The following is a 23,266-nucleotide window of genomic DNA, read 5'->3' on the forward strand; positions in this document are numbered from 1 at the left end:
TGTCGGGAATAGTTTTTCAGGGTTGGCTTTCGTCGCGTTTGCGTTTGAGTATTTCAGCCACTCGGGCTGCTTCCTCGTATTCTTCGTTGTCAATCAGCTTCTGCAGTGTCTTTTCCAGCTCTTCAATGGCATAATTTTCGAGTTTCGGCTCTCGGATGCCATCTTCGTCCATCGGCTCGAGGCCGGAATCCTCGTCTGAGTCGCCTTCCTCTTTTATTTCCATTTCAAAACCTGTCTCGTCAAGAATCTCCGGTGTGGTGAAAATCGGGGCTCCTGTACGCATGGCTATGGCAATGGCGTCACTCGTACGGGAGTCGATGGTAATGGTTCGCTCTCCGTCGGAGAATGTCATTTCCGATGAAAATATGCCGTCCTCGAATCGATATATGAATACTTCGACGAGTTTCACTCCGAAAGCATGGGCGAAACTGACAAATATGTCGTGGGTCATTGGACGGGGAGGTATTATGCTCTCCATCTTGATTGCTATGGACTGGGCTTCGGCCGCGCCGATTACCACTGGTATGCGGTAAGGTCCGCCGACTTGTGCGAGAATTAGCGCATAGGCACCTGTCTGAATCTGGCTGTATGACAGGCCCATGACTTTAAGCCTTATTCTGTCGTCGTTTTCTGCCATCGGATTGTGTTTAGGTCAAGACACTATAGTTTCATAACGTCACGGCCGGTAATGATTCCGCTTCCGTAACATAATTTAGCATCACGGTCATAGATGACACCGAACTGTCCCGGGCTATGCCTTGGACCGGGATTTCGGATTCTATGATATATTCGTCGCCTTCGACTCTGCTCAGGCGAGCCGGAAGGAAGTCGGGGGAGTGGCGGTTTTTAAAGGTGATTTCAACCTCGCGGCAGTCGTCAGGCCACGGATTGCGGGTGATCCAGTGCATCTCGTCGAGATGGAGAAGCTTTCCATACTGCTTTTCTGTGTCGTAGCCTTGCGATACGTATATCACATTGTCATGCACGTTTTTCTTGACCACATACCACGGACCTCCGCTGAGCCCCAGTCCTTTGCGCTGTCCGATTGTGTGAAACCAGAATCCCCGGTGTTCGCCGAGCTTGCGTCCGGTCTCAAGCTCGATTATCGGTCCGGGCTTCTCTCCGAGATGACGGCGTATGAAATCGTTATAGTTTATCTTTCCAAGGAAGCAGATGCCTTGGCTGTCACGTCGATAGGCGTTTGGCATTCGGGTCTCTACTGCAATTTCGCGGACCTTTGCCTTCGGAAGTGTCCCTATCGGAAATATGAGATGGCTAAGCTGTTTATATGAAATCCGGCATAGGAAGTCTGTCTGGTCCTTTACGCGGTCGACACCTGTCCCGAGCCATACGAGGCCGTCTATTTCATGGGTTGTCGCATAGTGGCCGGTTGCAGTCTTGTCGAATTCATGTCCCCAGCGCTCTTCGAAAAAGCCGAACTTTATCATTTTGTTGCACATGATGTCGGGATTGGGTGTCAGACCCTCCCGGACGGTGCGCAACGCATAATCCATAACGTTGTCCCAGTATTCCTGATGGAGTGACACAACGTCGAATGGAAGGCCGTAGTGACGCGCGATGTAGCTGCACATCTCGATGTCTTCCTCAGCCGAACAATCGCCCTCGCCGTTGTCAAGGCCGATGCGTATATAAAATAGGTGGAGGTCGTAGCCCTGTTCAAGCAGCTGGTGTACGGCGACAGCGCTGTCCACACCGCCTGATATGAGAACTGCTATTTTCATATCGGTATTATCATAATTTTTGTCATCTATACGTCTTCAAGCTCCTCTTCTTCATATTTGCCTTTCTGGCTGATGATGTAGAGCGAAATGAAATAGTCGAGCGATATCTTGCCCGGACCGGCGATGAGGAGATAGATATAAATGCCGATAAACATGATTGGAAGATAGCCCGGATCTGTGCTGTCGAGTCCATAGACAGGGAGATTCGGGAGCATATCGTGGAGTATGTAGTATTCGGCGGCGATCATGGTGCATATCGGCGGGATTACACTCAGTCGTGTAAGGAAACCGGCCATGATCAGCAGAGAGCATACAAGTTCGATAATAATCATGATTATGAGCGAACATTCCGATGACATGTGGAGGACAGTCGGGAATGAATTGCAAAGTTCGCTGTAATTGACCAGATGGCGTATGCCGAACTGGAGAAACATTACCCCGACGAATAGCCGCATGAAAAGGCGTGCAAGGTTTGAATATGTATAGCCCGATAACTTTACAAACCAGTTGACGGGCGCTGAATAATACCAGCTCATTGTTTTTACGGTTTTTAGGTTGTTATCGCTTTTTCAGCTGTCGGGCCACATCGAGCACCTGATCTATCGTGAGATGCTTGAAGCGGATGTTATGGTTACGGTCGAGAATATAGAATTCAGGTGTTCCGGCTCGCAGGTCAATCGTCATGTCGGCGTCCGGATTTGCTCCTACTGTCCAAGTCGACGGGTAAGACGCGACTGCTTCTTTCCATTCCTGTGTCGGTTCAGTGAGTGAGATTGAAACCACCTTTAATTTACCCTCAGAGATGAGCTGTGTGGTGGAGATGTCCGCGTCAAGCCTCAGTTTGGCAAGGTTGCAGTCATCGCAGTCAGGATCATTAAAGAACACTACTACTACATCAGCTGAGTCATTGTCAAGATTCCCGGCTGTGCCTTCACGGGTGGTGTAGGGGAGCGATGGCGCGGGGAAACGGGCAAGTGAGTTTTTCAATATTTTTTCCTGATGCGCGAAGCGTGCCTTTGCAGCCTTGTCGATACGCTTGTTTGAGGCCACGGCGTGAGCGAATGGGAGATAGAGTTCGTCGATCCACATCTCTGCGGTATCTCCATAAAGGAGGTTTTCAGCGCACTCAGCCATGAAAAGCTGGTCGGTCGGCTGTTTTTCGAGCTGCTTGTTAAACCTGACAACCGACGCTATCGCCGAATCGGGATTGGCGTTTTTAAGAATTGAAATGTATACGTTGAATTCCTGTGCCATTTTGGCTTTAGCCGAAAAAGCTTTTTTCAGATCACAGAAATCCCAGAAATGACGCGCGAGGTAATCACAGCGTTTCTGAAATATCCCGATAGAATCGGGGATGAGAGGATAGGGGAAATATGTGTCTGCCTTCGCTCCCGAACTGATGCCTAAAAGGAGTAGAAGACCGAATAACAGTCGTTTTAGTTTCATTATCTTCAGTTAAAGTGATTTTTATAATCACAAAGATAAATAAAATCACTCAAAAACGAAAATAAGAGCCGTTTAAAAAATTCTTGTTAATAATTGGCGACCAAGCTGCAAGCTTCCATTCATGCATCGTTTCGGCTATTCAGCCGGGACGGATGTGCTTATGGTGCTGATGCGCACTGCCATGCTGTCTTATTTCAATGTCAGTCTGGACATTTCTGTCAGATTGGCTGCCGAGGCAAGAAGACTGTCGGATGTGATGGCATTTATTGCCTCGACAGTTTCCTTTAGTGTGCGGGCCACACTGCGGTAGAGCACGCTGCGTCCCATTGATATGGCTACCTGCTCTGAATTTATAGAACCGACTGTCAGCTGCCCGATGAACTGGCGCTTGGCTGCGTCGAGTTTCCGCTGGCTGACAGGTGTCTCGACGAGCGGTATGATAACGCGGTCGATGAGCCGGATGCAGCGTTTCACATCGTCGGGGTCACAGCCGAAATAGATGGTGAGCAAACCGTTGTCGCTCATGAGCGACGTTGATGCGTCAATTGTATAGACGAGTCCGTGGCGTTCGCGCAGGGCCACGTTAAGCAGAGAGTTCATACCCGGTCCTCCGATAATGTTGGCCAGAAGTGACAGTTCAAGTCGGTTGGGGGCGAGAAGTCCGGGTATGCGGGTGCCGATGACGGTATGTGCCTGAAATGATTCCCGGCTGTCGTTTAGGTGGGAGAACGGTTGGTTGATTGGCGGAATTTCACGATTTAGCGGATTGTCGCGACGGGTGAAACCTCTGAAATGCTTTTCAGCGAGTGAAAATACCTTTTCAGGAGATGTCGGTCCTGAATAGAAAAAGACTGTCCGCCCCGGTGTGAAACGTTCTTCAAGCCATCTTCTGCATGAGGATGAGTCAAACCGGCTTAGCGACTCGCGTGTACCGAGTATGTTGTGTGACAGTGGAGAGCCTTCATATATGATGTCTTCGAAATCGTCGAAAATCGCGTCGGACGGAGTGTCGAGATAGGTGTCGATTTCCTCGCCTACCACAAGCTTTTCTTTCGCGAGTTCGGCCTCAGGAAAGGTTGCGTCGATGACCATTTCTGCAATTAGTGAAAGTGCCCGTTCAAGATGCCCGGCAGGAAATGTCGAATAGATTGCTGTCTCCTCTTTGGTGGTATAGGCGTTCAGCTCGCCTCCGACAAGCTCCATGCGGTCGCGGACGTATGAGGCACGGTGACTGCCTGTCCCTTTGAATATGGTATGCTCTACGAAATGCGCAAGTCCGTGGATTTCAGAGGTCTCGTCGCGGCTTCCGGCGTTTATTATAACTCCGCAGTGTTCAACGGGAAGCTGTGTCGTGCGCGCTACGATGCGCATGCCGTTTGAGAGGGTGTGATATTTAATTGCAGTGTCTGTCATTTCGAAATTGATATAGGCCGTTTGTCAGGCGTGCAAAATTACAAAAAATCCATGCTAACTCTCAGTGGGTTCGGCTATTTTTTGTAATTTTGCACCATTATTCTGAAAAAATAACCCTTCATATTACAAGCTTTTATGGAAGAATTAGCCACGAAGTATGATCCCCGTGCCGTGGAAGACAAATGGTATGCCTATTGGATGCAGCACCGTCTGTTTCATTCCGAACCTGATGCGCGCGAGCCATATACAATCGTAATCCCCCCTCCGAATGTGACCGGTATACTCCACATGGGTCACATGCTTAACAATACAATTCAGGACATTCTCGTACGCCGTGCCCGCCTTATGGGTAAAAATGCGCTCTGGGTGCCCGGAACTGACCATGCAGCCATTGCCACTGAAGCGAAAGTGGTCAACAAGCTTGCTCAGGACGGCATAAAGAAAAGTGACCTTTCGCGCGAAGAATTCCTCAGACATGCCTGGGAATGGAAAGAAAAGCATGGTGGCATCATCCTTGAACAGCTCAAGAAGCTCGGTGCTTCATGTGACTGGGAACGTACGGCTTTCACTATGGATGACATTCGTTCGCGCAGTGTCATCAAGGTGTTTGTCGATCTCTATCGCAAGGGGCTCATCTACCGTGGCAAGCGCATGGTTAACTGGGATCCCAAAGCCAAGACAGCCCTTTCTGACATCGAAGTGATATACAAGGAAGAGCATTCCAAACTCTACTATCTTCGCTACAGAATAGTCGGCGAAGACGGTTATGCGGTTGTAGCGACGACTCGTCCCGAGACTATAATGGGTGACACGGCAATGTGTATCAATCCTAATGACCCGAAGAACCAGCATCTGCGCGGTAAGAAAGTGATTGTGCCCTTGTCAATCGCGAAATCTCCGTGATTGAGGATGATTATGTCGAGATTGATTTCGGTACAGGCTGTCTGAAAGTCACTCCCGCCCACGACATGAATGACAACATGCTCGGCGAGAAACACGGCCTTGAGACCATCGATATTTTCAATGATGACGCTACCGTCAGCGAAGCAGCCGGAATGTATGTCGGCATGGACCGTTTCGCCGTACGCGAGCAGATTGCAAAGGATCTGGCTGAGGCCGGCCTCATCGAGAAAATAGAGGAATATGAAAATAAGGTTGGCTATTCGGAGCGTAACCCTGACACTGCGACCGAACCTCGACTGAGCGACCAGTGGTTCCTGAAGATGGAATCGCTTGCAGAACCTGCACTGAAGGCTGTCGACGAAGGCGTAATCAAATTTGTGCCTGACAAGTTCAAGACCACATACGACCGCTGGCTTACAGACATCCGTGACTGGTGTATCTCTCGTCAGCTCTGGTGGGGGCACCGCGTACCTGCATGGTATCTCCCCGACGGGTCGTTTGTCGTGGCCGAGACTGCCGATGAGGCTCTTTCGCTTGCCCGCGAGAAGGATTCGGTGCTCACGGCCGCAGATCTCCGTCAGGATGAGGACTGTCTCGACACTTGGTTCTCTTCATGGCTATGGCCGATCTCATTGTTCAACGGAGTGCTCGAACCTGACAATGAGGAAATCAAATACTATTATCCGACAGCGGATCTCGTGACAGGACCGGATATCATCTTCTTCTGGGTGGCACGAATGATTATGGCCGGATATGAGTTTTTGGGCAAGCAGCCGTTCAACAATGTATACTTCACGGGTATTGTCCGCGACGAAATCGGCCGCAAGATGTCGAAGCAGTTCGGCAATTCACCCGACCCGCTCGAACTTATCGCTGACTATGGCGCTGACGGTGTCCGCATGGGCATAATGCTTTCAGCCCCTGCCGGCAACGATATATTCTTTGACAAGAAACTCTGTGAGAACGGACGTAACTTCTGCAACAAAATCTGGAACGCTTTCCGTCTCGTCAAGGGGTGGGAGGTCGACGACAGCATCGAACAACCTGAAAGCTCTCGTAAGGCCGTTGAATGGTTTAATTCGAAACTTTCCGCTGCCGTGGCTGAAATCAACGACTCGTTTGACAAGTTCCGCATCTCGGAGGCGCTGATGACTACATATCGTCTTTTCCGCGACGAATTCTCGTCATGGTATCTCGAAATGGTTAAGCCTGACTATCAGAAGCCCATCGACCGTGCCGGCTATGAGGCTACAATCGGCTTCTTCGATTCGCTTCTGCGTCTGCTGCATCCCTACATGCCTTTCATCACAGAAGAATTGTGGCAGCATCTCGGTGACCGCCGTGAAGGTGAGTCCATCATGTATGCCTCTATGCCTGTCGCCGGAGTCATAGATGAGAAGATTCTTTCGGAAATGGAGATGGTCAAGGAAGTCATAAACGGAGTCCGCGGAGTCCGTGCGCAGCGTAACATTCCTTCGCGCGATGCTCTTCAGCTCAATGTTATAGGAGCTTCAATCCCGATGGAGGCTGTGGCTGTTAAACTCGGTAATCTTTCCGGCATAGAAACCGTGACAGAGAAAGACCCGGCAGCTGCCTCATTCCTTGTGGGTACGACAGAATTCAACATTCCGTTGCTTAATAATATGGATGTTGAGGCCGAGATTGCGAAGCTGACCAAGGAACTTGATTATCTTCGAGGATTCCGTACCTCGGTCGAAAAGAAGCTTTCAAACGAGCGCTTCGTCAATAATGCTCCGGCTGCCGTCGTTGATGGCGAACGTAAGAAGCTTGCCGACGCGACCTCAAAAATAGAGTCAATAGAGGCTACTATCGCAGCACTTAAAGGCTGACATATAAAGTCCATACATACAAAATCACCTCGCAGACAACCTGCGAGGTGATTTTGTATGTATGGACTTTATTATCCTTATTCAGCAAGGGGAGCCGGTGCGTTGTATGTGCGGCTTCCAAGCTCCTGATCAAGCATGTAGAGACCCATGCCATTGTCACCGATAAGAGAGAATTTGTCAATGAGTGTACGGCAATTGTCTTCCTCTTCAACCTGTTCGCTCACGAACCAGTTAAGACGGTCGCGTGTAGCATAGTCTTTTTCCGCTTCGGCGAGTGAATAGAGCTCATTGATGAGGGAGGTTACTTTCTTTTCATGTTCAAGTGTGGCCTTGAATGCTTCGAGAGGCGATGCCCATGTTGAGGGAACGGCATCAATCGGCTTGAGCACTACACGGCCACCGCGCTGGTTGACGTAGTTCATGAAGATTGTGGCATGAGCCTGTTCTTCCTGAAATTGAATTTTAAACCAGTTGGCTACACCGGGCATACCTTCGGCTTCGAAATGAAGAGCCATAGAGAGATAGAGATATGCGCTCCAGAACTCAGCGTTGATCTGAGCGTTGATGGCATCCTGAACTTTATTGTTTAGCATAGGAAATAATGATTTATGCGGTTAGATTTTCGATTGGCAAAAATACAGACTTTTTGTAAAAAACAAATCCTTGGAGTCAAAGTTTTTGACACAGGAGTTGTATTTATCCGGCAACCTTGTCGTAGAGCTTCTGGAATTTGAGTGCTATTTCAGCAGTACACAGGTTATTGATCGACCCTACATGTGTATGATGGACATCGCGCACGGGTTTGTATGTACCGTTCTGCACTTCCAGTCCGACTTTCTTGTACGCCTCGCGGAATGGCATTCCCGATAGGACGAGCCTGTTCACTTCCTCGACGGTAAAGAGATAGTCATAGCGCGGGTCCTCGATAATGTCGCGTTTCACACGTATGTGACGGAGCATGAAATCAGCCATGTCAAGGCATGCTGTCATCTCGGTCGTGGCTGGGAAGATGATATCCTTTAGCAATTGAAGATCTCGGTTATATCCGAGTGGAAGATTTGCGGTGAGCAGTGCGATTTCATTCTGGATTGACTGCAGACGGTTGCATTTTCCGCGCATGATTTCGAATACATCAGGATTCTTCTTGTGAGGCATTATTGACGATCCCGTGGTGAGTTCGTCGGGGAACGAGATGAAACCGAAGTTCTGACACATCCACATGCACACATCCATTGCCAGATGTCCGAGGGTCGAGGCGATGGCGCTGATTGCCATCGATGCCGCACGTTCGGTTTTGCCGCGCGACATCTGGGCTGCAACCACGTTGTAGTGAAGAGTCTCGAAGCCGAGCAGACGGGTGGTCATTTCGCGGTCGAGCGGGAACGACGAACCATATCCCGCTGCCGAACCGAGGGGGTTCTGGTTTGCGACATTATAGGCTGCGACGAGCATCTGCATGTCATCGACAAGCGATTCCGCATACGCACCGAACCATAAGCCGAATGACGATGGCATTGCCACCTGGAGGTGGGTGTAGCCCGGCATGAGCACATCTTTATACTCTTCGCTGAGCGACTGCAGACGGTCGAAGAGTCTTTTGACGGCTTCGGCAAGGTGTTTTAGCTCGTCGCGCATAAAGAGTTTGAGGTCGACCAGCACCTGATCGTTGCGTGAGCGTCCGGAATGAATTTTTTTCCCTATATCACCTAACTTGGCGGTAAGCATGAATTCGACTTGGGAGTGGACATCCTCAACTCCGGGTTCGATAGTGAACTCACCGCGCTCGATGACCTCAGCGATCTCCCCGAGAGCTTTGAGCAGCACTTCAAGTTCGTCGGCTGTCAGGAGTCCGATGCTTTCGAGCATCTTGATATGGGCCATAGAGCCTTGGACATCATAGCGTGCCAGACGGAGGTCGAGTTCGCGGTCGTTGCCGACGGTGAACTCCTCAATCATTTTATCGGGTTCGAATCCCTTGCTCCAAAGTTTCATATTATAATGTATGTGGAATGTTTTGTTTTTATAAAGATAACGATTCTATAAGGCGACGGTAGAGTGGTATCGCAGCATCTATTTCGGAAATCAGCACGAACTCATCGGCGGAATGGCTTCGCGAAGACTGGCCCGGTCCGATTTTGAGAGACGGGAAGTCGTACATGAGCGACATATCACTTGTTGTCGGTGAGACGAAGGTCTCACATCCGAGTTCTGTCGCTGCCTTGACAAGTGGATGGCTTTTGTCGATGACCGATGCCCGTACGCGTGTCGAGCGCGGTGTGAGTGTCGAGTATTCGACCGTTTCGCGCAATAGTCCAACGGTCTCTTCATTGCTGAAGGCATCGGTCGTACGGATGTCGACCACCCAATTGCATTTGTCGGGGATTGCGTTGTGTTGCCAGCCGGCATTGATCTGAGTGATGTTGACACTTATCGGCCCGAGTATTTCCGACTCTTTCGGGAAGCGGAAATCGCGCAGGTGTCCGATGTCAGACATTGCGCGGTAAATGGCATTGATTCCTTCGCCACGAGCCGCATGGCCTGTCACGCCTTGTGTCTCACAGTCAAGCACGACGAGACCGCGTTCGGCAATAGCCCCCTGCATGCCTGTCGGTTCTCCGACAATAGCACAGCTGACCGTGATGCCTTGCTCTTGGATATGAGGAAGGAAAGCCCGCATGCCGTTTTCGCCTCCGACTTCTTCCTCTGCGGTAATCGCCAGAAGCAGGTTGAACGGCAGGGAGGCTTTACGCAATTCGATGAATACTTCCGTAAGTGCCACCGCCGATGCACCGGCATCGTTGCTCCCGAGGCCGTAGAGCCTGTCACCTTCAATCGACGGTGTGAACGGGTCGCGGGTGTATGTGGCCGCAGGCTTCACTGTGTCGTGGTGGGAGTTGAGCAGAAGTGTAGGGCGTGAGCGGTCAAAGCCGTCCGACAGCGCATAGACGTTGTTTCGGAAGCGCATTGGCGAAGCGCCCCTGCATTGTAGCCGGTCGTATATAATAGCAGCCGTCCCTTCCTCTTGACGGGAAAGGGAGGGGGTCGCTATCAGTTCTGACAGAAGGCTTATTGCTTCGGGATGGTTCATCGTTACATGAGTTATTTTCTGATTACAGTACCACGGTCGGTGGTGAGAGCGTCAGAGTGCTTTATGGTGACACTGCTTACTCCGGCATCAATGGCTGCGAAGGCATTGTCAATTTTGGGAATCATGCCTTTGTTGACAATATTTCTTGCCCGCAGGTCGGAGTAGATGTCAGGAGTGATCAGGCTGATTAGCGAATCGGGTCTGTCAAGATCTTCCATCACTCCCGGTTGCTCGAAACAGAAGATAAGTTCGGCTGGAGCTACTCTTGATGCGCCGATTGCCACTGACGATGCGATTGTGTCAGCATTGCAGTTGAGCAGAGTGCCGTTGCCGTCGTGGGTAATCGCGCAGTAGACGGGTGTGATACCGGCTTCGAGTAGGGATGCGATGAGGGATGAATTGACCCCTTCAGGCTTTATGTCGCCTACAAAACCGTAGTCAATCGGTTTCGGTTTGCGACGTGTGGCTGTGATGGCGTTGCCGTCGGCACCTGTAAGACCGATGGCATTACATCCCGCAGCCTGAAGCATTGAGACTATGCGCTTGTTGACAAGACCAGCGTAGACCATAGTCACAACGTCAAGGGTTTCGCGGGTGGTGACGCGGCGTCCTTCAATCATGGTGGTGGGGATGTCGAGTCGTGCGCTCATGCGCGTGGCCTCTTTGCCACCTCCGTGAACCAGTATCTTTTTGCCGGGCAGTTTTACAAAATCGTTGACGAAACGGGCGAGTGCGTCGGGGTTATCCACGACGTTGCCCCCTATTTTTATAACCTTGATAGTTTCCATGTCGATCAGAGGGCAATCAAAGGCTTTCGAGTATGCGTTTGAGCACGACCTGTGCGGAAATCTCGCGGTTGGCGGCTTCAGGGATGACAATGCTGCGTTCCGATTCGATTACGTCGTCGGTCACAATCATGTTGCGGCGCACAGGCAGACAGTGCATGAAGAATGCGTTGTCGGTCAGAGCCATTTTTTCTGTGTCGACTGTCCAAGCGCGGTCTTTAGAGAGGATTTTGCCATAGTTGGGGTCGGCGAAGGCACTCCAGTTTTTCGCATAGACGAAATCAGCGCCTTCGAGGGCTTTGCGCTGGTCGTATTCGACACGTGCATTGCCTACGAATTCGGGTGCGAGCTCGTAGCCGTGGGGATGAGTGATGACAAATTCATAGTCGGTTGCGTTCATCCACTCGGCAAATGAATTGGGCACAGCCTGAGGAAGTGCGGAGGGATGAGGTGCCCATGTCATGACAACTTTGGGTCGCTCCTTGGTCTTGAATTCCTCGATGGTGATGAGGTCGGCGAAACTCTGGAGCGGATGACGGGTGGCTGCTTCCATGCTGAACACGGGACGGCCTGAGTATTTGATGAACTGGTTTATGACGCGCTCTTCGTAGTCCTCGGCCTTGTTTTTGAGTCCGGCAAACGCACGGACTCCGATTACGTCGCAATATGAACCCATGACCGGGATTGCTTCAAGGAGATGTTCGGCCTTGTCGCCGTCCATTATGACACCGCGTTCGGTCTCAAGCTTCCATGCACCCTGATTTACGTCGAGAACGATGACATTCATGCCAAGATTCATGGCTGCTTTCTGGGTGCTGAGACGTGTGCGAAGGCTGGAGTTGAAAAAAATCATCATCAAGGTCTTGTTTTTGCCGAGATGCTGATAGGCAAAACGGTTGGCCTTGACTTCAAGGGCCTCTTTGACTGCGAGATCAAGAGAACCGATATCTTTTACGTTGGTGAAATTACGCATATTATGATTTAGGAGAAAATTTGGTTTAAGAAGAGAATTACTGTCTGTATGTGATTATTCCTGCCCTTCTGCAAGAACTTCCTTGAAGGATTCGATGAATCGCTTGGCGTGGGAACGTGGAAGCGAGAGCGGCGGAAGAAGGCGTACGGTGTGTTCGCCCGCGCCACCTGTGAAGATGTGCTTGTCGAAAAGTAGTTTTTTGCGGAGTTGCGATGCCGAGCCCTTGATTTCGATGCCTATCATCAGTCCCCGGCCACGGACTTCGGTTATTTCGGGATTTGTGGCTGCGAGATGGTGGAGTTCCTCAAGAAGATATTCTCCGACTGCGGCTGCATTGGCAATCATGTTTTCTGTCTCCATTACATCGAGCACGGCTATTGCGGCGGCGCAGGCAAGATGGTTGCCTCCGAAGGTTGTGCCGAGCATTCCTTTGACCGGCTTGATGTGGGGAGCGATGAGGACTGCTCCCATCGGGAATCCGTTGGCTATGCCCTTGGCACAGGTGATTATGTCGGGTCGCACGCCGGTGTATTGATGGGCGAAGAAGCGGCCCGTGCGTCCGTAGCCCGACTGGATTTCGTCAAGAATCAGTAGAACCCCATATTTGCTACAGAGTTTGCGCAGTTCCTGCAAGAATTTGTCATCGACCATCCGTATTCCGGCAACTCCCTGAATACCCTCGATGATTACTGCCGCGAATTCGCCTGTCGACAGTTTGGCTTCGACTGCTTCGATGTCATTGAGAGGGGCAAACTCAACGTTGTCGGTCGAGTTGAAGGGTGCTTGAATTTTAGGATTGTCTGTGGCTGCCACTGCGCCCGATGTGCGTCCGTGGAAAGCTTTGTCGAAGGCGAGAATCTTGCTCTTGCCCGTGTGGAACGATGCAAGCTTCATCGCGTTTTCATTTGCCTCAGCTCCTGAATTGCAGAGGAAGAGGGCATAGTCATTGTAGCCGGACAGTCGGCCAAGACGGTCTGCCAGCTTCTGCTGGAGTGAATTCTGGACGGAATTAGAGTAGAATCCGAGTTTCGACACCTGTTCGGCGATTGCTGTCACATAGGTGTGGTGGGCGTGACCTATCGAAATCACTGCATGGCCTCCGTAGAGGTCAAGATATTCAGTACCGTCAGCGGTGTAGACGTGATTGCCGAGTCCGCGGACAGGTTCTATGTCATATAAGGAATATACGTCGAAGAGCTTCATTTTTAAAGTATTAAGTATAAAAAGCTACGGATTAAGTACCAAGTATCAAGTATGAAGTATTAAGTATGAAGTAGCTGATACTTAGTACTTAATTCTTAATACTTTTTCTTAATCCTTGCGATAAGCCCACAGGCTTGCTGCTAAAATGCCGATGGCTTTAGACGGAGACCCATGTCTTCGGGAAATCCGCAGATGAGATTGAAGTTCTGCACGGCCTGGCCGGATGCTCCTTTGAGCAGGTTGTCGATAGCCGAAAGTATGAGCAGTTTTCTGCCGTGTTTTTCGAGCGATATGACAGCCTTGTTGGTGTTTACTACCTGCTTTAAGTCTATGGGGCGGTCAGACACGTGGGTGAATGGCGCGTCGGCATAGAAATTTTTGTAGATGGCTGTGGCTTCATCGATGGAGAGGTCGGTGTCAATGTAGCTCATGGCGAAGATGCCACGTGGAAAGTCACCGCGAACCGGCACGAAGCTTATCTCTGCATTGAAGTCGGGTTGGAGCTGTGAGAGCGTCTGGCGGATTTCGGCGAGATGCTGGTGGCCGAATGCCTTGTAGACCGACAGATTGTCGTTGCGCCAGCTGAAGTGGGTGGTTGCGCCGGGCTTTACGCCTGCGCCGGTCGAGCCGGTGACGGCGGTCACGTGGACCTCGCTGTCAAGTTTTCCGGCGGCTGCCAGCGGAAGAAGTGCGAGCTGGAGGGCTGTTGCGAAGCATCCCGGATTGGCTACCTTGGCGGCTTTGCGGATGGTTTCGCGCTTGGCTTCGGGAAGACCGTAGATATATCCGCAGCTTTCATCGCGATAGTCTTGTGCGAGGTCTACGATTTTCAGATTTGCGGGCATCTCGTTTTCTTCCCAGAACTTCCGGCTGAATCCGTGACCCTGACACAGGAAAAGCACATCGATTGCCGATAGGTCAAAGGTCTCGGCAAACCGCAGGTCGGTGTCGCCGATAAGTCCTTCGTGGATTTCGCTTACAGGTTTTCCGGCGTTGCTCGACGAATGGACAAACACTATTTCCGCCTCCGGATGATTGATAAGGAGACGGAGGAGTTCGCCGGCTGTGTAGCCGGCGCCTCCGATGATACCTACTTTTGCCATTTCTCGCTTACTCCTTGCCGTTGCGCTTCTGCACGTTGTGGTAAATCTTCATCTGATTGCCGAGAATCTTGGTGAAGCCCTTCACGTCGTCGGCGCTCCAAGCCTTGTTGACCTCTCCGTATTCACCGAAGTCGGTCTTCATGAGGTCGAATGGAGAGTCGACACCGACGAGTGTGTAGGAGTAGGGGCGGAGTGTGACTTCGACTGTTCCGGTCACATTTGCCTGAGAGCTTTCGAGGAATGCCTCCATGTCGCGCATCACAGGTTCGAGATACTGCGACTCGTGGAGGAACATGCCGTACCATGTGCCGATCTGGTCTTTCCAGTATTGCTGCCATTTTGTCAGCGTATGCTTTTCAAGCATCTTGTGGGCGGCGATGATGAGGATCGGGCCCGCGGCCTCGAAGCCTACGCGGCCTTTGATGCCGATGATGGTGTCGCCGATGTGCATGTCGCGGCCTATGCCGTAGCGTGAGCCGAGACGTTCGACTTCGCGGATGGCATCGACCTTGTTGTCGTAGCGCTTGCCGTTGACGCTGACAATCTCGCCTTTCTCAAAGCCGATTGTCATTTTCTCCTCGCCGTGTTCTGTCACCTGACTCGGATATGCGCTTTCGGGGAGAGTCTGCTCGGAGTGGAGGGTTTCCTTTCCTCCGATGCTTGTTCCCCAGAGACCTTTGTTGATTGAATATTCCATCTTCTTGAAGTCGGCTTCGATGCCGTGTTTCTTCAGATAGTCTATTTCATATTCGCGTGTAAGGGTCATGTCGCGTGTCGGGGTGATGATTTCGATTTCAGGGGCGAGAATCTGGAACGTGAGGTCAAAGCGCACCTGATCGTTTCCGGCACCGGTCGATCCGTGAGCCACTGCGTCAGCCCCGATTTTCTTTGCATATTCGATGATGGCGATGGCTTGGAAAATACGTTCTGACGATACGGAGATGGGATAAGTTCCGTTGCGGAGCACATTGCCCGCAATCATATATTTTATGCTCTTGTCGTAATATTCACCTGTGATGTCGAGTGAGGCATGTGAGGCAGCTCCGAGGCGGAGTGCTTTTTCTTCAATAGCCTTTAACTCTTCGGGTGTGAAGCCGCCGGTGTTGGCGATGGCGGTGTGTACTTCATAGCCGAGGTCTTCGGACAGATATTTTGCTGCAAATGATGTGTCAAGACCGCCACTGAAGGCGAGAACGACTTTTTTCTTCTTTTCCATTATTACTGATGTTTTTTAGTGTAAATTCTAAAGGCCGGAGCCGGGCAAATGGTTCAGAGGACGGGGTGATTGAAACGTGAGTCGGGTGTGTCCTTCTGACTGCGTGGCTCAGACACTATTTAAGATGAAGGAGTTTTTTGATACGGTTGTGGGCCCACATCATGTAGGGGGCGCGCTTCGAGGGCGTTCAAGTTTCGCTTTAGGGTCGTAGAGCATTCCTGTGCACAAGCACATGCGTCGGTTGTTGCGCTGGAGAATGTCGTAGTTGACACAGCCCTTGCAACCGGCCCAAAATTCCTCGTCGTCAGTAAGTTCTGAAAAAGTCACCGGTTTGTAGCCCATCTGGGAATTGAGCTTCATCACCGGGAGTGATGTCGTGATACTGAACAGTTTGGCAAAGGGGAAACGCAGACGCGCAAGCTCGAATGTTTTGGCTTTAATACGTGCGGCGAGCCCCAATCGTCGGAATTCCGGGTCCACGATAAGGCCGGAAGTGGCCACATAATCACCATGTTCCCAGCTCTCAATGTAACTGAAGCCGATGAGACGGTCATCACAGAGAGCGACGACAGCCTTTCCCCCGCGGATTTTCTGGGCGATGTATTCCGGTGTGCGCCGGGCGATTCCCGTTCCGCGCTGAAGGGCTGATTCATAGATGAGGGTGACGATCTGCTCGGCATACTTCGTATGCTCCTCTTCGGCAAATATCACCTTTATCTGATCATTGTTCATCTAACTGTTTTGTATGTGTAATAAATTATGAAATTATAAAATGTCTGCAAAATTACGAAATTAATATCAAAATAATGCTAAAAGGGGTGTAATTTATGCTGGTTTAAATATTTTCTTAGGCTTAAGCTGTTAAAATAGTGCAAAAAAGTGGCTGTGCCATATTATGAGATGACACAGCCACTGTAGTGCTGAAGCCGTTATCGGCCCGGGTAGATTATTGACCTACGAGGGTTGGATCGGCCATCGTGTTATAGGTGAATTCGGCCTGAGGTATTGCTGCTCGCCAGCCGTTCATGAAGTCGGGCTGATATGTGGCAGCAACGGTAGTCGGATAGCTGCCCATGTTCTCGATATTGTTTTTGTCAAAGGCTTTGTATTCGATTACCTCGTTCCAGCGTTTGTAGTCAAACCAGTTGAAGCCTTCGCCCCAGAGCTCGAGACGGCGCTGGAGTTTCACTTCGTCAAGAAGCGCCTCTCCTGATGTGGCAGGGATTGTGTAGTTGGGGTCGCGTTTGGCCATTAGCTCTGTCAGACAGCTTACGGTTGTGCTGTAGTCACTGTTGTGGTAGGCAGCCTCTGCTTCGATGAGAAGCATTTCACCGGCACGCATGTAGGGAGGCCAGCATGAAGTATAGCCGTCAGGAAGACCTTGGAACTTGTACTGGACACCGATTGAGAGACCCTTGCTGTTGGTGAGGTAGATTCCCTTGATATCCTCGGGACGCAGTGATGCGAAACGTTTGCCGTATTCCTTTATAAAATCCCACATAGCCTTGTTCTTGCCTTTGGGGCTTGAGCCAGAGCCGGTGATCGAGATGCCGTATGTCTGATTAGAATAGTTGTTGGGATTAAAGAAGTCTTCTTCGGTGACACCATATTTGGCCGCTATTTCAGGAGCGTGCTTTACGCAGAGAGGTCCGAAGTAGAGCTGAGAGCGGACGTCAGTCTCGCTGAAGTGCTTGTAGAGCGAATACTGCATCGAACTGGAGTAGCCCCAGCTCTTGACATAATGTCCGTTGCATGCGTAGTGAGCACCGAAGCCCCAGTAATATATACCTAAAGGATCCATGGCGGGGGCCCACATCCATTCGTCGTTTTGGGTGGAGAAGCCCGACAGATAATCTTTTTCCGACATGATGGTGTAGTCCTGACGTGCGTCGTGAGCCATCTTCTGGGCAGTCTGATAGTCATCTTTCAGTAGGGCGAGACGTGCGTAGATTCCACGTGCCACATTCTCGTCGACAAAGAAGAGCTGGTTGCCGCGTTTCTTGGAAGATTTCTCGAAGTAGGCGATTGCATCGTTGAGATCCTTGTAGAGTTGGTCATACACCTCGTTGCAGGTGTTGAACTGTTTTTCGTTGGGTTCGCCTGATTTGATGCGTAAAACGATGCAATGTTTCTCTCCGTTGTTCGAGTCGATCCAGCGTGGAGCATAGACTTGCATGAGGCGGGTGTAGGCGTGGGCACGCATGGTAAGGGCGGAGGCTTTCAGCCAAAGCTCGTTGTCGTTGGTCGGATCTTCAGAAAGATTGGTCAGGATGGAATTTGCCGAGCCGATTATGGAATAGCAGTATTTATACATCCATGATGGCCACCAACCTGTCGCGTAACGGAAGTTGGCAGGCTTGATGCCTGTACGCATATAGTTTGTAGCCTCTCCCACGTTGTTGTCAGGACCGAGGGCCTCTCCGTAGATATTGGCAAAGAATGTTTCGCCTGAAGCGTTGAGGTTGCCGTTCTTCAGGTCGGTGAACTGACGCTGCATCTGGCGTACAAGACCGGTTACAGCCGCGTTGGCTCCCTCCTCGGAAGTATTCACGGTCACAGAGGAGATATTTGTTATAGGTTCCTCGCTGAGGAAGTCGTCGCCGCATGAAACTAATGCCGGTGTCATCAGTGCCACTGCCAGACCACCGATAATATATCTATTTTTCATACTTTATATCTGTTTTATTTGAGTGGGGTTTAGAAACGAGCTGTAATCTCGAAAGAATATACGCGTGATGGAACGAAGTAGTCGCCCTGACCACCACTGTTGTTGTAAGTGGGGTTCATGCCTTGCATTTTGGTGAAGAGCTTCACGTTGTCGATAGAGAGACCTGCGCTGAGACCACGGAGGCTGAGCGGTGCCACCCACTTGCGTGGAATGTCGTAGGTGATGTTGAGGTTCTTGAACGCGAGATAGCTGCTTGAGACGAGGAAGCGGTCGCTGGTCGCGTTGTTGTTGTTGGCATTGATGGTGTTGATCTGCGGACGGATACCACGGTTGATGCGGTTTGCGTCGTTTTCTCCGATGCCGGTAGCCATCTCCGGCTGCCATGTATTGCTGATTGCATCTTCATGGAGCGATTTGCCGGCGCTGGGGCTGAGCATGCCGCTGTAGACTGTATTGAGAGTCTTGCCACCGAGGCGATAGGTGAAGAGGGCGCTGAGAGAGAGACCTTTCCAGTTGAGGTTGGTGCCGAATGAACCGTAGACAGTCGGGAGCGAAGTGCCACGGAAATGCTTGGATGCGAACGAGGTGCTGGTTGTGTAGTATCTGTCGCCTATCTTGACTAAAGCGTCACCGGCTTTTGCATTTTCAAGGTTTGAGTCCCATTTGCTCTGATCGAATCTCCATACGCCTGTGCTTTTCCCATTTTCGTCTAAGTCAGTCTCGAACTGATGTGAATCCTGATTGATTTCATAGAGAGACTGTCCTGTCAGCATGTCGACGCCTGCCCATTTGTAAGTATAATATTCATAGCGGCTCTTGCCTTCGACGAGTGCACGGGGTGAGTTCCAGAGGTTGCCTGCGGGGAGTTTGGTGATTTTGTTTCTGATGAATGTTGCGTCGGCATGAGCTGACCATGTGAAATCCTTGGAGCGTATGATTTCTCCGCTGACCATGATTTCCCATCCGTTGTTTCTCATGTTGCCGATGTTCTGCCACTGTGACATTGAAGAACCTTCGCCGTCGGTGCCGTTTGACGGAGTTTGGGGAACATTGAAGAGAAGATCGGCGTTCACGCGTGAGAAGAAACCGACAGAAGCGTTGAGACGGCTGTTGAAGAAATAGCCTTCGAGGGCGAGGTCAAGAGTCTTGGTCGACTCCCAGCGGATGTTCTTGTTGCCAAGTGTGGAGGGGAATACCGAAGGATTTCCGTCGAGTGTATGGCTGTATTTTGACCACAGGTCGTAGGTCGGGTAGTAGTTGCTGGTGTAGTCGTTACCGGCAGTACCATAGGCTGCACGGAGCTTGAGATTGCTGATCCATTCAACGTCCTTAAGGAATTTCTCCTTGCTGATGATCCAGCTTGCGCCTACGCTCCAGAATGTGCCCCAACGGTTGTCCTTTGAGAACTTGCTTGATGCGTCGCGAGATATGCTTGCCTCTAAGAAGTACTGGTTGTTCCAGTTGTAGCGCGCACGGCCCATGAATGTCTCGGTGCGGTAGCGGTAGGCGTGAGCACCGGTTCCTTCGTTCTCGGTGAAGTTTGTCAGATAGTAGTTGTCGGGGAAAAGCTGGTTTTTGTTCTTGACATAGCTATAGGTGTAGTAGCGGCTGTAGCTTTCATGGTTGAGCATGGCGTCGATGTGGTGTGCGCCATAGTCGTGTGACCATGTGATGTACTGCTGGAGGTTGGTGGTCTCACGCTTGTAGAAGTATTTGGTAAGACGTCCGAAACCCTGTGCCGAGCCGATAAGAGGGCTGTTATAGCTTGTGTCTTCCTGACGGTAACGGTTCATGGTGCCACGCACGGTTACCTCGAAGTTATAAGGAAGGTAGATAGTAGCGAAAGCGTTTCCGTCAACCGAGATACGTTCGTAGTCCTCGGAGTTGGCGCGGAGGATATAAGCCTTGTTGCTGGTGAAAGCTGAATAGCCGTCCATTGTGTTCCAGATAGGATTGCCGTTTTCATCGCGGAGCACTTCGCCGGTAGCCCAGTCATGGGCATAGTATGGGAGACCGGGTGCGAGTCCTTGGTATGACATGGCGTTTGAAGTTGACGAAAGATTGTCGGAGTCAAACTGGGGCTGGTTCGATTCAATTTCAGAAGCTGTGAGACCTACACCTACTTTGAGATATTTTGTGGGACGGAACTCAGTGTTGAGGCGGGCGTTCCAGCGCTCGAAGTCGGTCTTTAGGAGGTAACCTTTTTCCTTGACATAGCCGAGTGAGGCGTAAGCACTAAACTTTTCGGTGGCTCCGGATGCACTGATGTTATATTCCTGACGGTGGCCGTTGCGTGATATGGCATCCCACCAGTCGGTGTCGTTATAGCAGGAGAGGGGGTTGAGAATGACATTTCCATTTTCGTCAAAGACTTTCTCGCCACCGTCGGTCACGCTTCCGTCAGTTCCAGTGCCGTAAAGATTGAGCACACCGGCTTCAGAGAAGAAGTTGCCGATGGTTTCCTCCATGGCTGACTCGTAGGTGTATTTATCAGGGGCTGAAGTAACCTTGCCGTTTGAGATGGCCTGTAGCATAGCCTCGTTCCAGCGGTTGTAGCCGAGACGACGATATTCGGGAAGTGCACGCTGATATATACCCTGACGGATTTTTGCTGTCACTTCGACGTTACCGGCGTTTTTGGCTTTCTTGGTGGTGATGAGGACAACACCGTTGGCACCCTTTGCTCCGTAGAGCGCGCAGGAGGCCGCGTCCTTAAGCACCGAGATGCTTTCGACATCGTTTGGGTTGATATCGTTGTACTCACCGCTCCACACGATACCGTCGACTACGTAGAGTGGAGAAGTAGTACCGTTGATTGAGTTGATGCCACGTATGAGTATTGAAGGTGATGAACCGGGTGTGCCGGTTGAACCATTGACTTGTACACCGGGTGCCATACCTTCGAGAGCTGAGGTCACGGAGGTGACGGGACGACGCTGGATGTCTTTGTCGCTTATGACGGCAACCGAGCCGGTGAGTGATTCCTTGGAAGCAGTACCATAGGCGACTACGACGACTTCGTCAAGAGCCTTGATGTCTTCCTTCATTGTGATGTTGATTACGGAGCGTTCGCCTACGGTGATGCTCTGAGTTATGTAGCCGATGTAGGAGAACTCGATGACGGAACCTTTCGAAGCCTTGATCGAGTATTTTCCGTCGATGTCAGTTGCCATGCCGGTTGATGTGCCTTTGATGAGCACAGACACTCCCGGCATTGGATCGCCGGAATCGTCGGTTACAGTACCCGTTATGTTACGGGTCTGCGCCAGTGCGCTGATTGCCCAAAGTGCGCAGACAATAAGGAGCAGAGGTCGGGCGAAGGATTTTATCCCCCCGATTTGTTAATGATAGTTAAAACTCCGTTTGTCATAATGATAATAATGATTGGGTTATGATTGTGTGGGATTATTCCTTGAATTTGGTTGAGAATCCGTCGAGCTTCGACATGTAGTAGTCGCGCAGGTCTTTCCATTTATAATATGGGCCGCTGACCGGCTTGACCGGGAGGGTGACTTCATCCTCGTTGAGCATGACTTTGACGAGGATTTCGTCGGGAGTGTATTTAGGTTTCTTTTCCGGACGGTAGAATATCATCTGGATATTGCTACCCATAGGGAAGATGTCGTAGTTGCGCCATTGCGATGCAAGTGTCTCAAGGTCGGTGAGGTCGACTGCGCTGTCGTTGAGTTCCATCAGGATTGTAAGGGGGAGTACGATTGACTCGTGTCCGAAGCGGAGGTTGGCGCTCAGCCGGGGTGAGACCATAGCGGTGTCGGCCGATTCGATGAAGTTGCGCAGGAGTACACGCTGATTGTAGGGAACACGGTTGCCGGTTAGCGATGTGTTGCCGGCGGTGATGTACCACGATGCGTTGTGGGATAGCCATTCATTCTGTAGTTCCTCGTCAGTGAAGAGGTCATATAGGTCGGGTTGGTCATCATGGCTCTGCGCATTGACTGTTATGTCGAAAACGTCCTCAAACAGTTTTTTCTCGTCAAGGCTGTCGGCCACGAATTTCGGGTCGTTGAACACCTTTGAGATGAATGCCGAGTGATCGGCTCGTTTTGCAGCGTATTCATCTGCAAAGTGGTCGGCTTTCCGGGCAAGTTTCTTTGCTACGGTGTCAGTGCTGTTGTATGCGAGGATTTTCTGAGTTGTCCGTGATGCGTCGCAGGTGACAATGAGTTCAGGGCATATTTTCTGTAGTTCCGCGATTTCGTTTGCCATTGACAGGATACAGCGGATGACGACTGTTGATTTAGCGTCGACATGTGTGCCGGGCACGAAGATTTCGGGAAAGTTTTCAGTCATCCGTCGCGCTATTTCACGATGCTGGCGATGACCGAGTGGGGTAAGTTCGCCTACACGTCCCTTTGAAGCTGTCCGGATTTCCCTGAGCTGTTGCAGTAGCTGTTGACCGCGTGGAGTCAGCTTTCCATATGCGGCTGCTTTTTCGAGGGTTTCAACCGGGAGATCGTAGGCTGCATCCTTGAGAAGCCATCGGCTTCCATGACGGCCATAGTGTTCCATGTGGAACGGTACGTAGCCTTTGGGGGCCTTGGTCAGTTCAGGAATACCGTATGCCGGACGAGGATATGCCAGATACTGGCTTCCTGCCTGGTACTTATCCGCTTTTCCTTCATAATTTTTGGAATCTGCAGTAGGTGGCGACAATAACTGCCACATTATAAGCAGGCTTCCGACAATTAAACGATACAGCATCTTCAAGGTGTTAAAGTGACAGAAATTAGAATAATGATTGATGATATGCTTCGATGTGCAAATGTATGAAAAAAATTGTAAAATGTGACAATTGTTAAGAAAAATATCGTGAAATATGAAAAATATTATTGTTTTCGTAGCATAAAGCTATAGA

Annotated in this window: 16 protein-coding genes and 2 pseudogenes; 1 reads left to right on the plus strand and 17 read right to left on the minus strand. The window is 50.7% G+C overall.

The window, feature by feature from the left end:
* Positions 1–16: 16 nt before the first annotated feature.
* The 5 genes and pseudogenes from E7747_RS06480 to E7747_RS06500 all read right to left on the minus strand — a co-directional run bounded on the left by E7747_RS06480 (position 17) and on the right by E7747_RS06500 (position 4,601).
* Positions 17–637: a bifunctional nuclease family protein gene (locus E7747_RS06480; protein ID WP_136414857.1), complete on the minus strand. Its 621-nt coding sequence runs from the start codon at positions 635–637 to the stop codon at positions 17–19.
* 23 nt (positions 638–660) lie between these two features.
* Positions 661–1,742, minus strand: a pseudogene (gene mnmA, locus E7747_RS06485) (tRNA 2-thiouridine(34) synthase MnmA).
* Positions 1,743–1,768: 26 nt separating this feature from the next.
* The gene (locus E7747_RS06490; RefSeq protein ID WP_123613592.1) at positions 1,769–2,278 is read right to left on the minus strand and encodes a DoxX family protein; all 510 of its coding nucleotides are present in this window, start codon (positions 2,276–2,278) and stop codon (positions 1,769–1,771) included.
* A gap of 22 nt (positions 2,279–2,300) precedes the next feature.
* The gene (locus E7747_RS06495; protein WP_136414859.1) at positions 2,301–3,188 is read right to left on the minus strand and encodes a DUF5106 domain-containing protein; all 888 of its coding nucleotides are present in this window, start codon (positions 3,186–3,188) and stop codon (positions 2,301–2,303) included.
* Positions 3,189–3,377: 189 nt separating this feature from the next.
* The gene (locus E7747_RS06500; protein WP_136414861.1) at positions 3,378–4,601 is read right to left on the minus strand and encodes a M16 family metallopeptidase; all 1,224 of its coding nucleotides are present in this window, start codon (positions 4,599–4,601) and stop codon (positions 3,378–3,380) included.
* 135 nt (positions 4,602–4,736) lie between these two features.
* Here E7747_RS06500 and E7747_RS06505 point away from each other — a divergent pair.
* A pseudogene (locus E7747_RS06505) lies at positions 4,737–7,354 on the plus strand (valine--tRNA ligase).
* A gap of 77 nt (positions 7,355–7,431) precedes the next feature.
* Here E7747_RS06505 and E7747_RS06510 read toward each other — a convergent pair.
* From E7747_RS06510 to E7747_RS06565, 12 genes are all read right to left on the minus strand, one after another.
* Positions 7,432–7,947 carry a ferritin gene (locus E7747_RS06510; RefSeq protein ID WP_123613588.1) on the minus strand — a complete coding sequence of 172 codons (516 nt, stop codon included), beginning with the start codon at positions 7,945–7,947 and terminating at the stop codon, positions 7,432–7,434.
* A 103-nt stretch (positions 7,948–8,050) separates the two neighbouring features.
* Positions 8,051–9,346: an argininosuccinate lyase gene (argH, locus tag E7747_RS06515; protein ID WP_168185257.1), complete on the minus strand. Its 1,296-nt coding sequence runs from the start codon at positions 9,344–9,346 to the stop codon at positions 8,051–8,053.
* Positions 9,347–9,374: 28 nt separating this feature from the next.
* Positions 9,375–10,442, minus strand: coding sequence for a M20/M25/M40 family metallo-hydrolase (locus tag E7747_RS06520; RefSeq protein WP_136414863.1), 1,068 nt, complete (start codon positions 10,440–10,442; stop codon positions 9,375–9,377).
* A gap of 11 nt (positions 10,443–10,453) precedes the next feature.
* Entirely contained in the window at positions 10,454–11,230 is a 777-nt protein-coding gene (gene argB / locus E7747_RS06525; protein ID WP_136414865.1) for an acetylglutamate kinase, read from the minus strand.
* 16 nt (positions 11,231–11,246) lie between these two features.
* Positions 11,247–12,200 (minus strand): Rossmann-fold NAD(P)-binding domain-containing protein, encoded by a 954-nt coding sequence (locus tag E7747_RS06530; protein WP_136414867.1) that lies wholly within the window; start codon positions 12,198–12,200, stop codon positions 11,247–11,249.
* Between the two features lie 54 nt (positions 12,201–12,254).
* Positions 12,255–13,403 (minus strand): aspartate aminotransferase family protein, encoded by a 1,149-nt coding sequence (locus E7747_RS06535; RefSeq protein ID WP_123613584.1) that lies wholly within the window; start codon positions 13,401–13,403, stop codon positions 12,255–12,257.
* Between the two features lie 140 nt (positions 13,404–13,543).
* Positions 13,544–14,506 (minus strand): N-acetyl-gamma-glutamyl-phosphate reductase, encoded by a 963-nt coding sequence (gene argC, locus E7747_RS06540; protein WP_136414869.1) that lies wholly within the window; start codon positions 14,504–14,506, stop codon positions 13,544–13,546.
* Positions 14,507–14,513: 7 nt separating this feature from the next.
* Positions 14,514–15,722 (minus strand): argininosuccinate synthase, encoded by a 1,209-nt coding sequence (gene argG, locus E7747_RS06545; protein ID WP_123613582.1) that lies wholly within the window; start codon positions 15,720–15,722, stop codon positions 14,514–14,516.
* A 159-nt stretch (positions 15,723–15,881) separates the two neighbouring features.
* Entirely contained in the window at positions 15,882–16,454 is a 573-nt protein-coding gene (locus E7747_RS06550; protein WP_168185258.1) for a GNAT family N-acetyltransferase, read from the minus strand.
* Between the two features lie 214 nt (positions 16,455–16,668).
* Positions 16,669–18,390: a RagB/SusD family nutrient uptake outer membrane protein gene (locus E7747_RS06555; RefSeq protein ID WP_136414871.1), complete on the minus strand. Its 1,722-nt coding sequence runs from the start codon at positions 18,388–18,390 to the stop codon at positions 16,669–16,671.
* Between the two features lie 29 nt (positions 18,391–18,419).
* Positions 18,420–21,728, minus strand: a complete 3,309-nt coding sequence (locus E7747_RS06560; protein ID WP_317130233.1) for a SusC/RagA family TonB-linked outer membrane protein — start codon at positions 21,726–21,728, stop codon at positions 18,420–18,422.
* Positions 21,729–21,795: 67 nt separating this feature from the next.
* Positions 21,796–23,112: a histidine-type phosphatase gene (locus E7747_RS06565; protein WP_136414875.1), complete on the minus strand. Its 1,317-nt coding sequence runs from the start codon at positions 23,110–23,112 to the stop codon at positions 21,796–21,798.
* Positions 23,113–23,266 lie beyond the last annotated feature (154 nt).

The sequence above is a fragment of the Duncaniella dubosii genome (assembly GCF_004803915.1).
Classification (GTDB): Bacteria; Bacteroidota; Bacteroidia; order Bacteroidales; family Muribaculaceae; genus Duncaniella; species Duncaniella dubosii.

Excerpts from the sequence above, each read along its gene's own strand:
- E7747_RS06490 (WP_123613592.1), bottom strand. The coding sequence starts at position 2,278 with ATGAGCTGGTATTATTCAGCGCCCGTCAACTGGTTTGTAAAGTTATCG.
- argG (WP_123613582.1), bottom strand. The coding sequence starts at position 15,722 with ATGGAAAAGAAGAAAAAAGTCGTTCTCGCCTTCAGTGGCGGTCTTGAC.
- E7747_RS06565 (WP_136414875.1), bottom strand. The coding sequence starts at position 23,112 with ATGCTGTATCGTTTAATTGTCGGAAGCCTGCTTATAATGTGGCAGTTA.
- E7747_RS06480 (WP_136414857.1), bottom strand. The coding sequence starts at position 637 with ATGGCAGAAAACGACGACAGAATAAGGCTTAAAGTCATGGGCCTGTCA.
- argC (WP_136414869.1), bottom strand. The coding sequence starts at position 14,506 with ATGGCAAAAGTAGGTATCATCGGAGGCGCCGGCTACACAGCCGGCGAA.
- E7747_RS06535 (WP_123613584.1), bottom strand. The coding sequence starts at position 13,403 with ATGAAGCTCTTCGACGTATATTCCTTATATGACATAGAACCTGTCCGC.
- E7747_RS06495 (WP_136414859.1), bottom strand. The coding sequence starts at position 3,188 with ATGAAACTAAAACGACTGTTATTCGGTCTTCTACTCCTTTTAGGCATC.
- E7747_RS06555 (WP_136414871.1), bottom strand. The coding sequence starts at position 18,390 with ATGAAAAATAGATATATTATCGGTGGTCTGGCAGTGGCACTGATGACA.
- E7747_RS06550 (WP_168185258.1), bottom strand. The coding sequence starts at position 16,454 with ATGAACAATGATCAGATAAAGGTGATATTTGCCGAAGAGGAGCATACG.
- argH (WP_168185257.1), bottom strand. The coding sequence starts at position 9,346 with ATGAAACTTTGGAGCAAGGGATTCGAACCCGATAAAATGATTGAGGAG.
- E7747_RS06510 (WP_123613588.1), bottom strand. The coding sequence starts at position 7,947 with ATGCTAAACAATAAAGTTCAGGATGCCATCAACGCTCAGATCAACGCT.
- E7747_RS06520 (WP_136414863.1), bottom strand. The coding sequence starts at position 10,442 with ATGAACCATCCCGAAGCAATAAGCCTTCTGTCAGAACTGATAGCGACC.
- argB (WP_136414865.1), bottom strand. The coding sequence starts at position 11,230 with ATGGAAACTATCAAGGTTATAAAAATAGGGGGCAACGTCGTGGATAAC.
- E7747_RS06500 (WP_136414861.1), bottom strand. The coding sequence starts at position 4,601 with ATGACAGACACTGCAATTAAATATCACACCCTCTCAAACGGCATGCGC.
- E7747_RS06530 (WP_136414867.1), bottom strand. The coding sequence starts at position 12,200 with ATGCGTAATTTCACCAACGTAAAAGATATCGGTTCTCTTGATCTCGCA.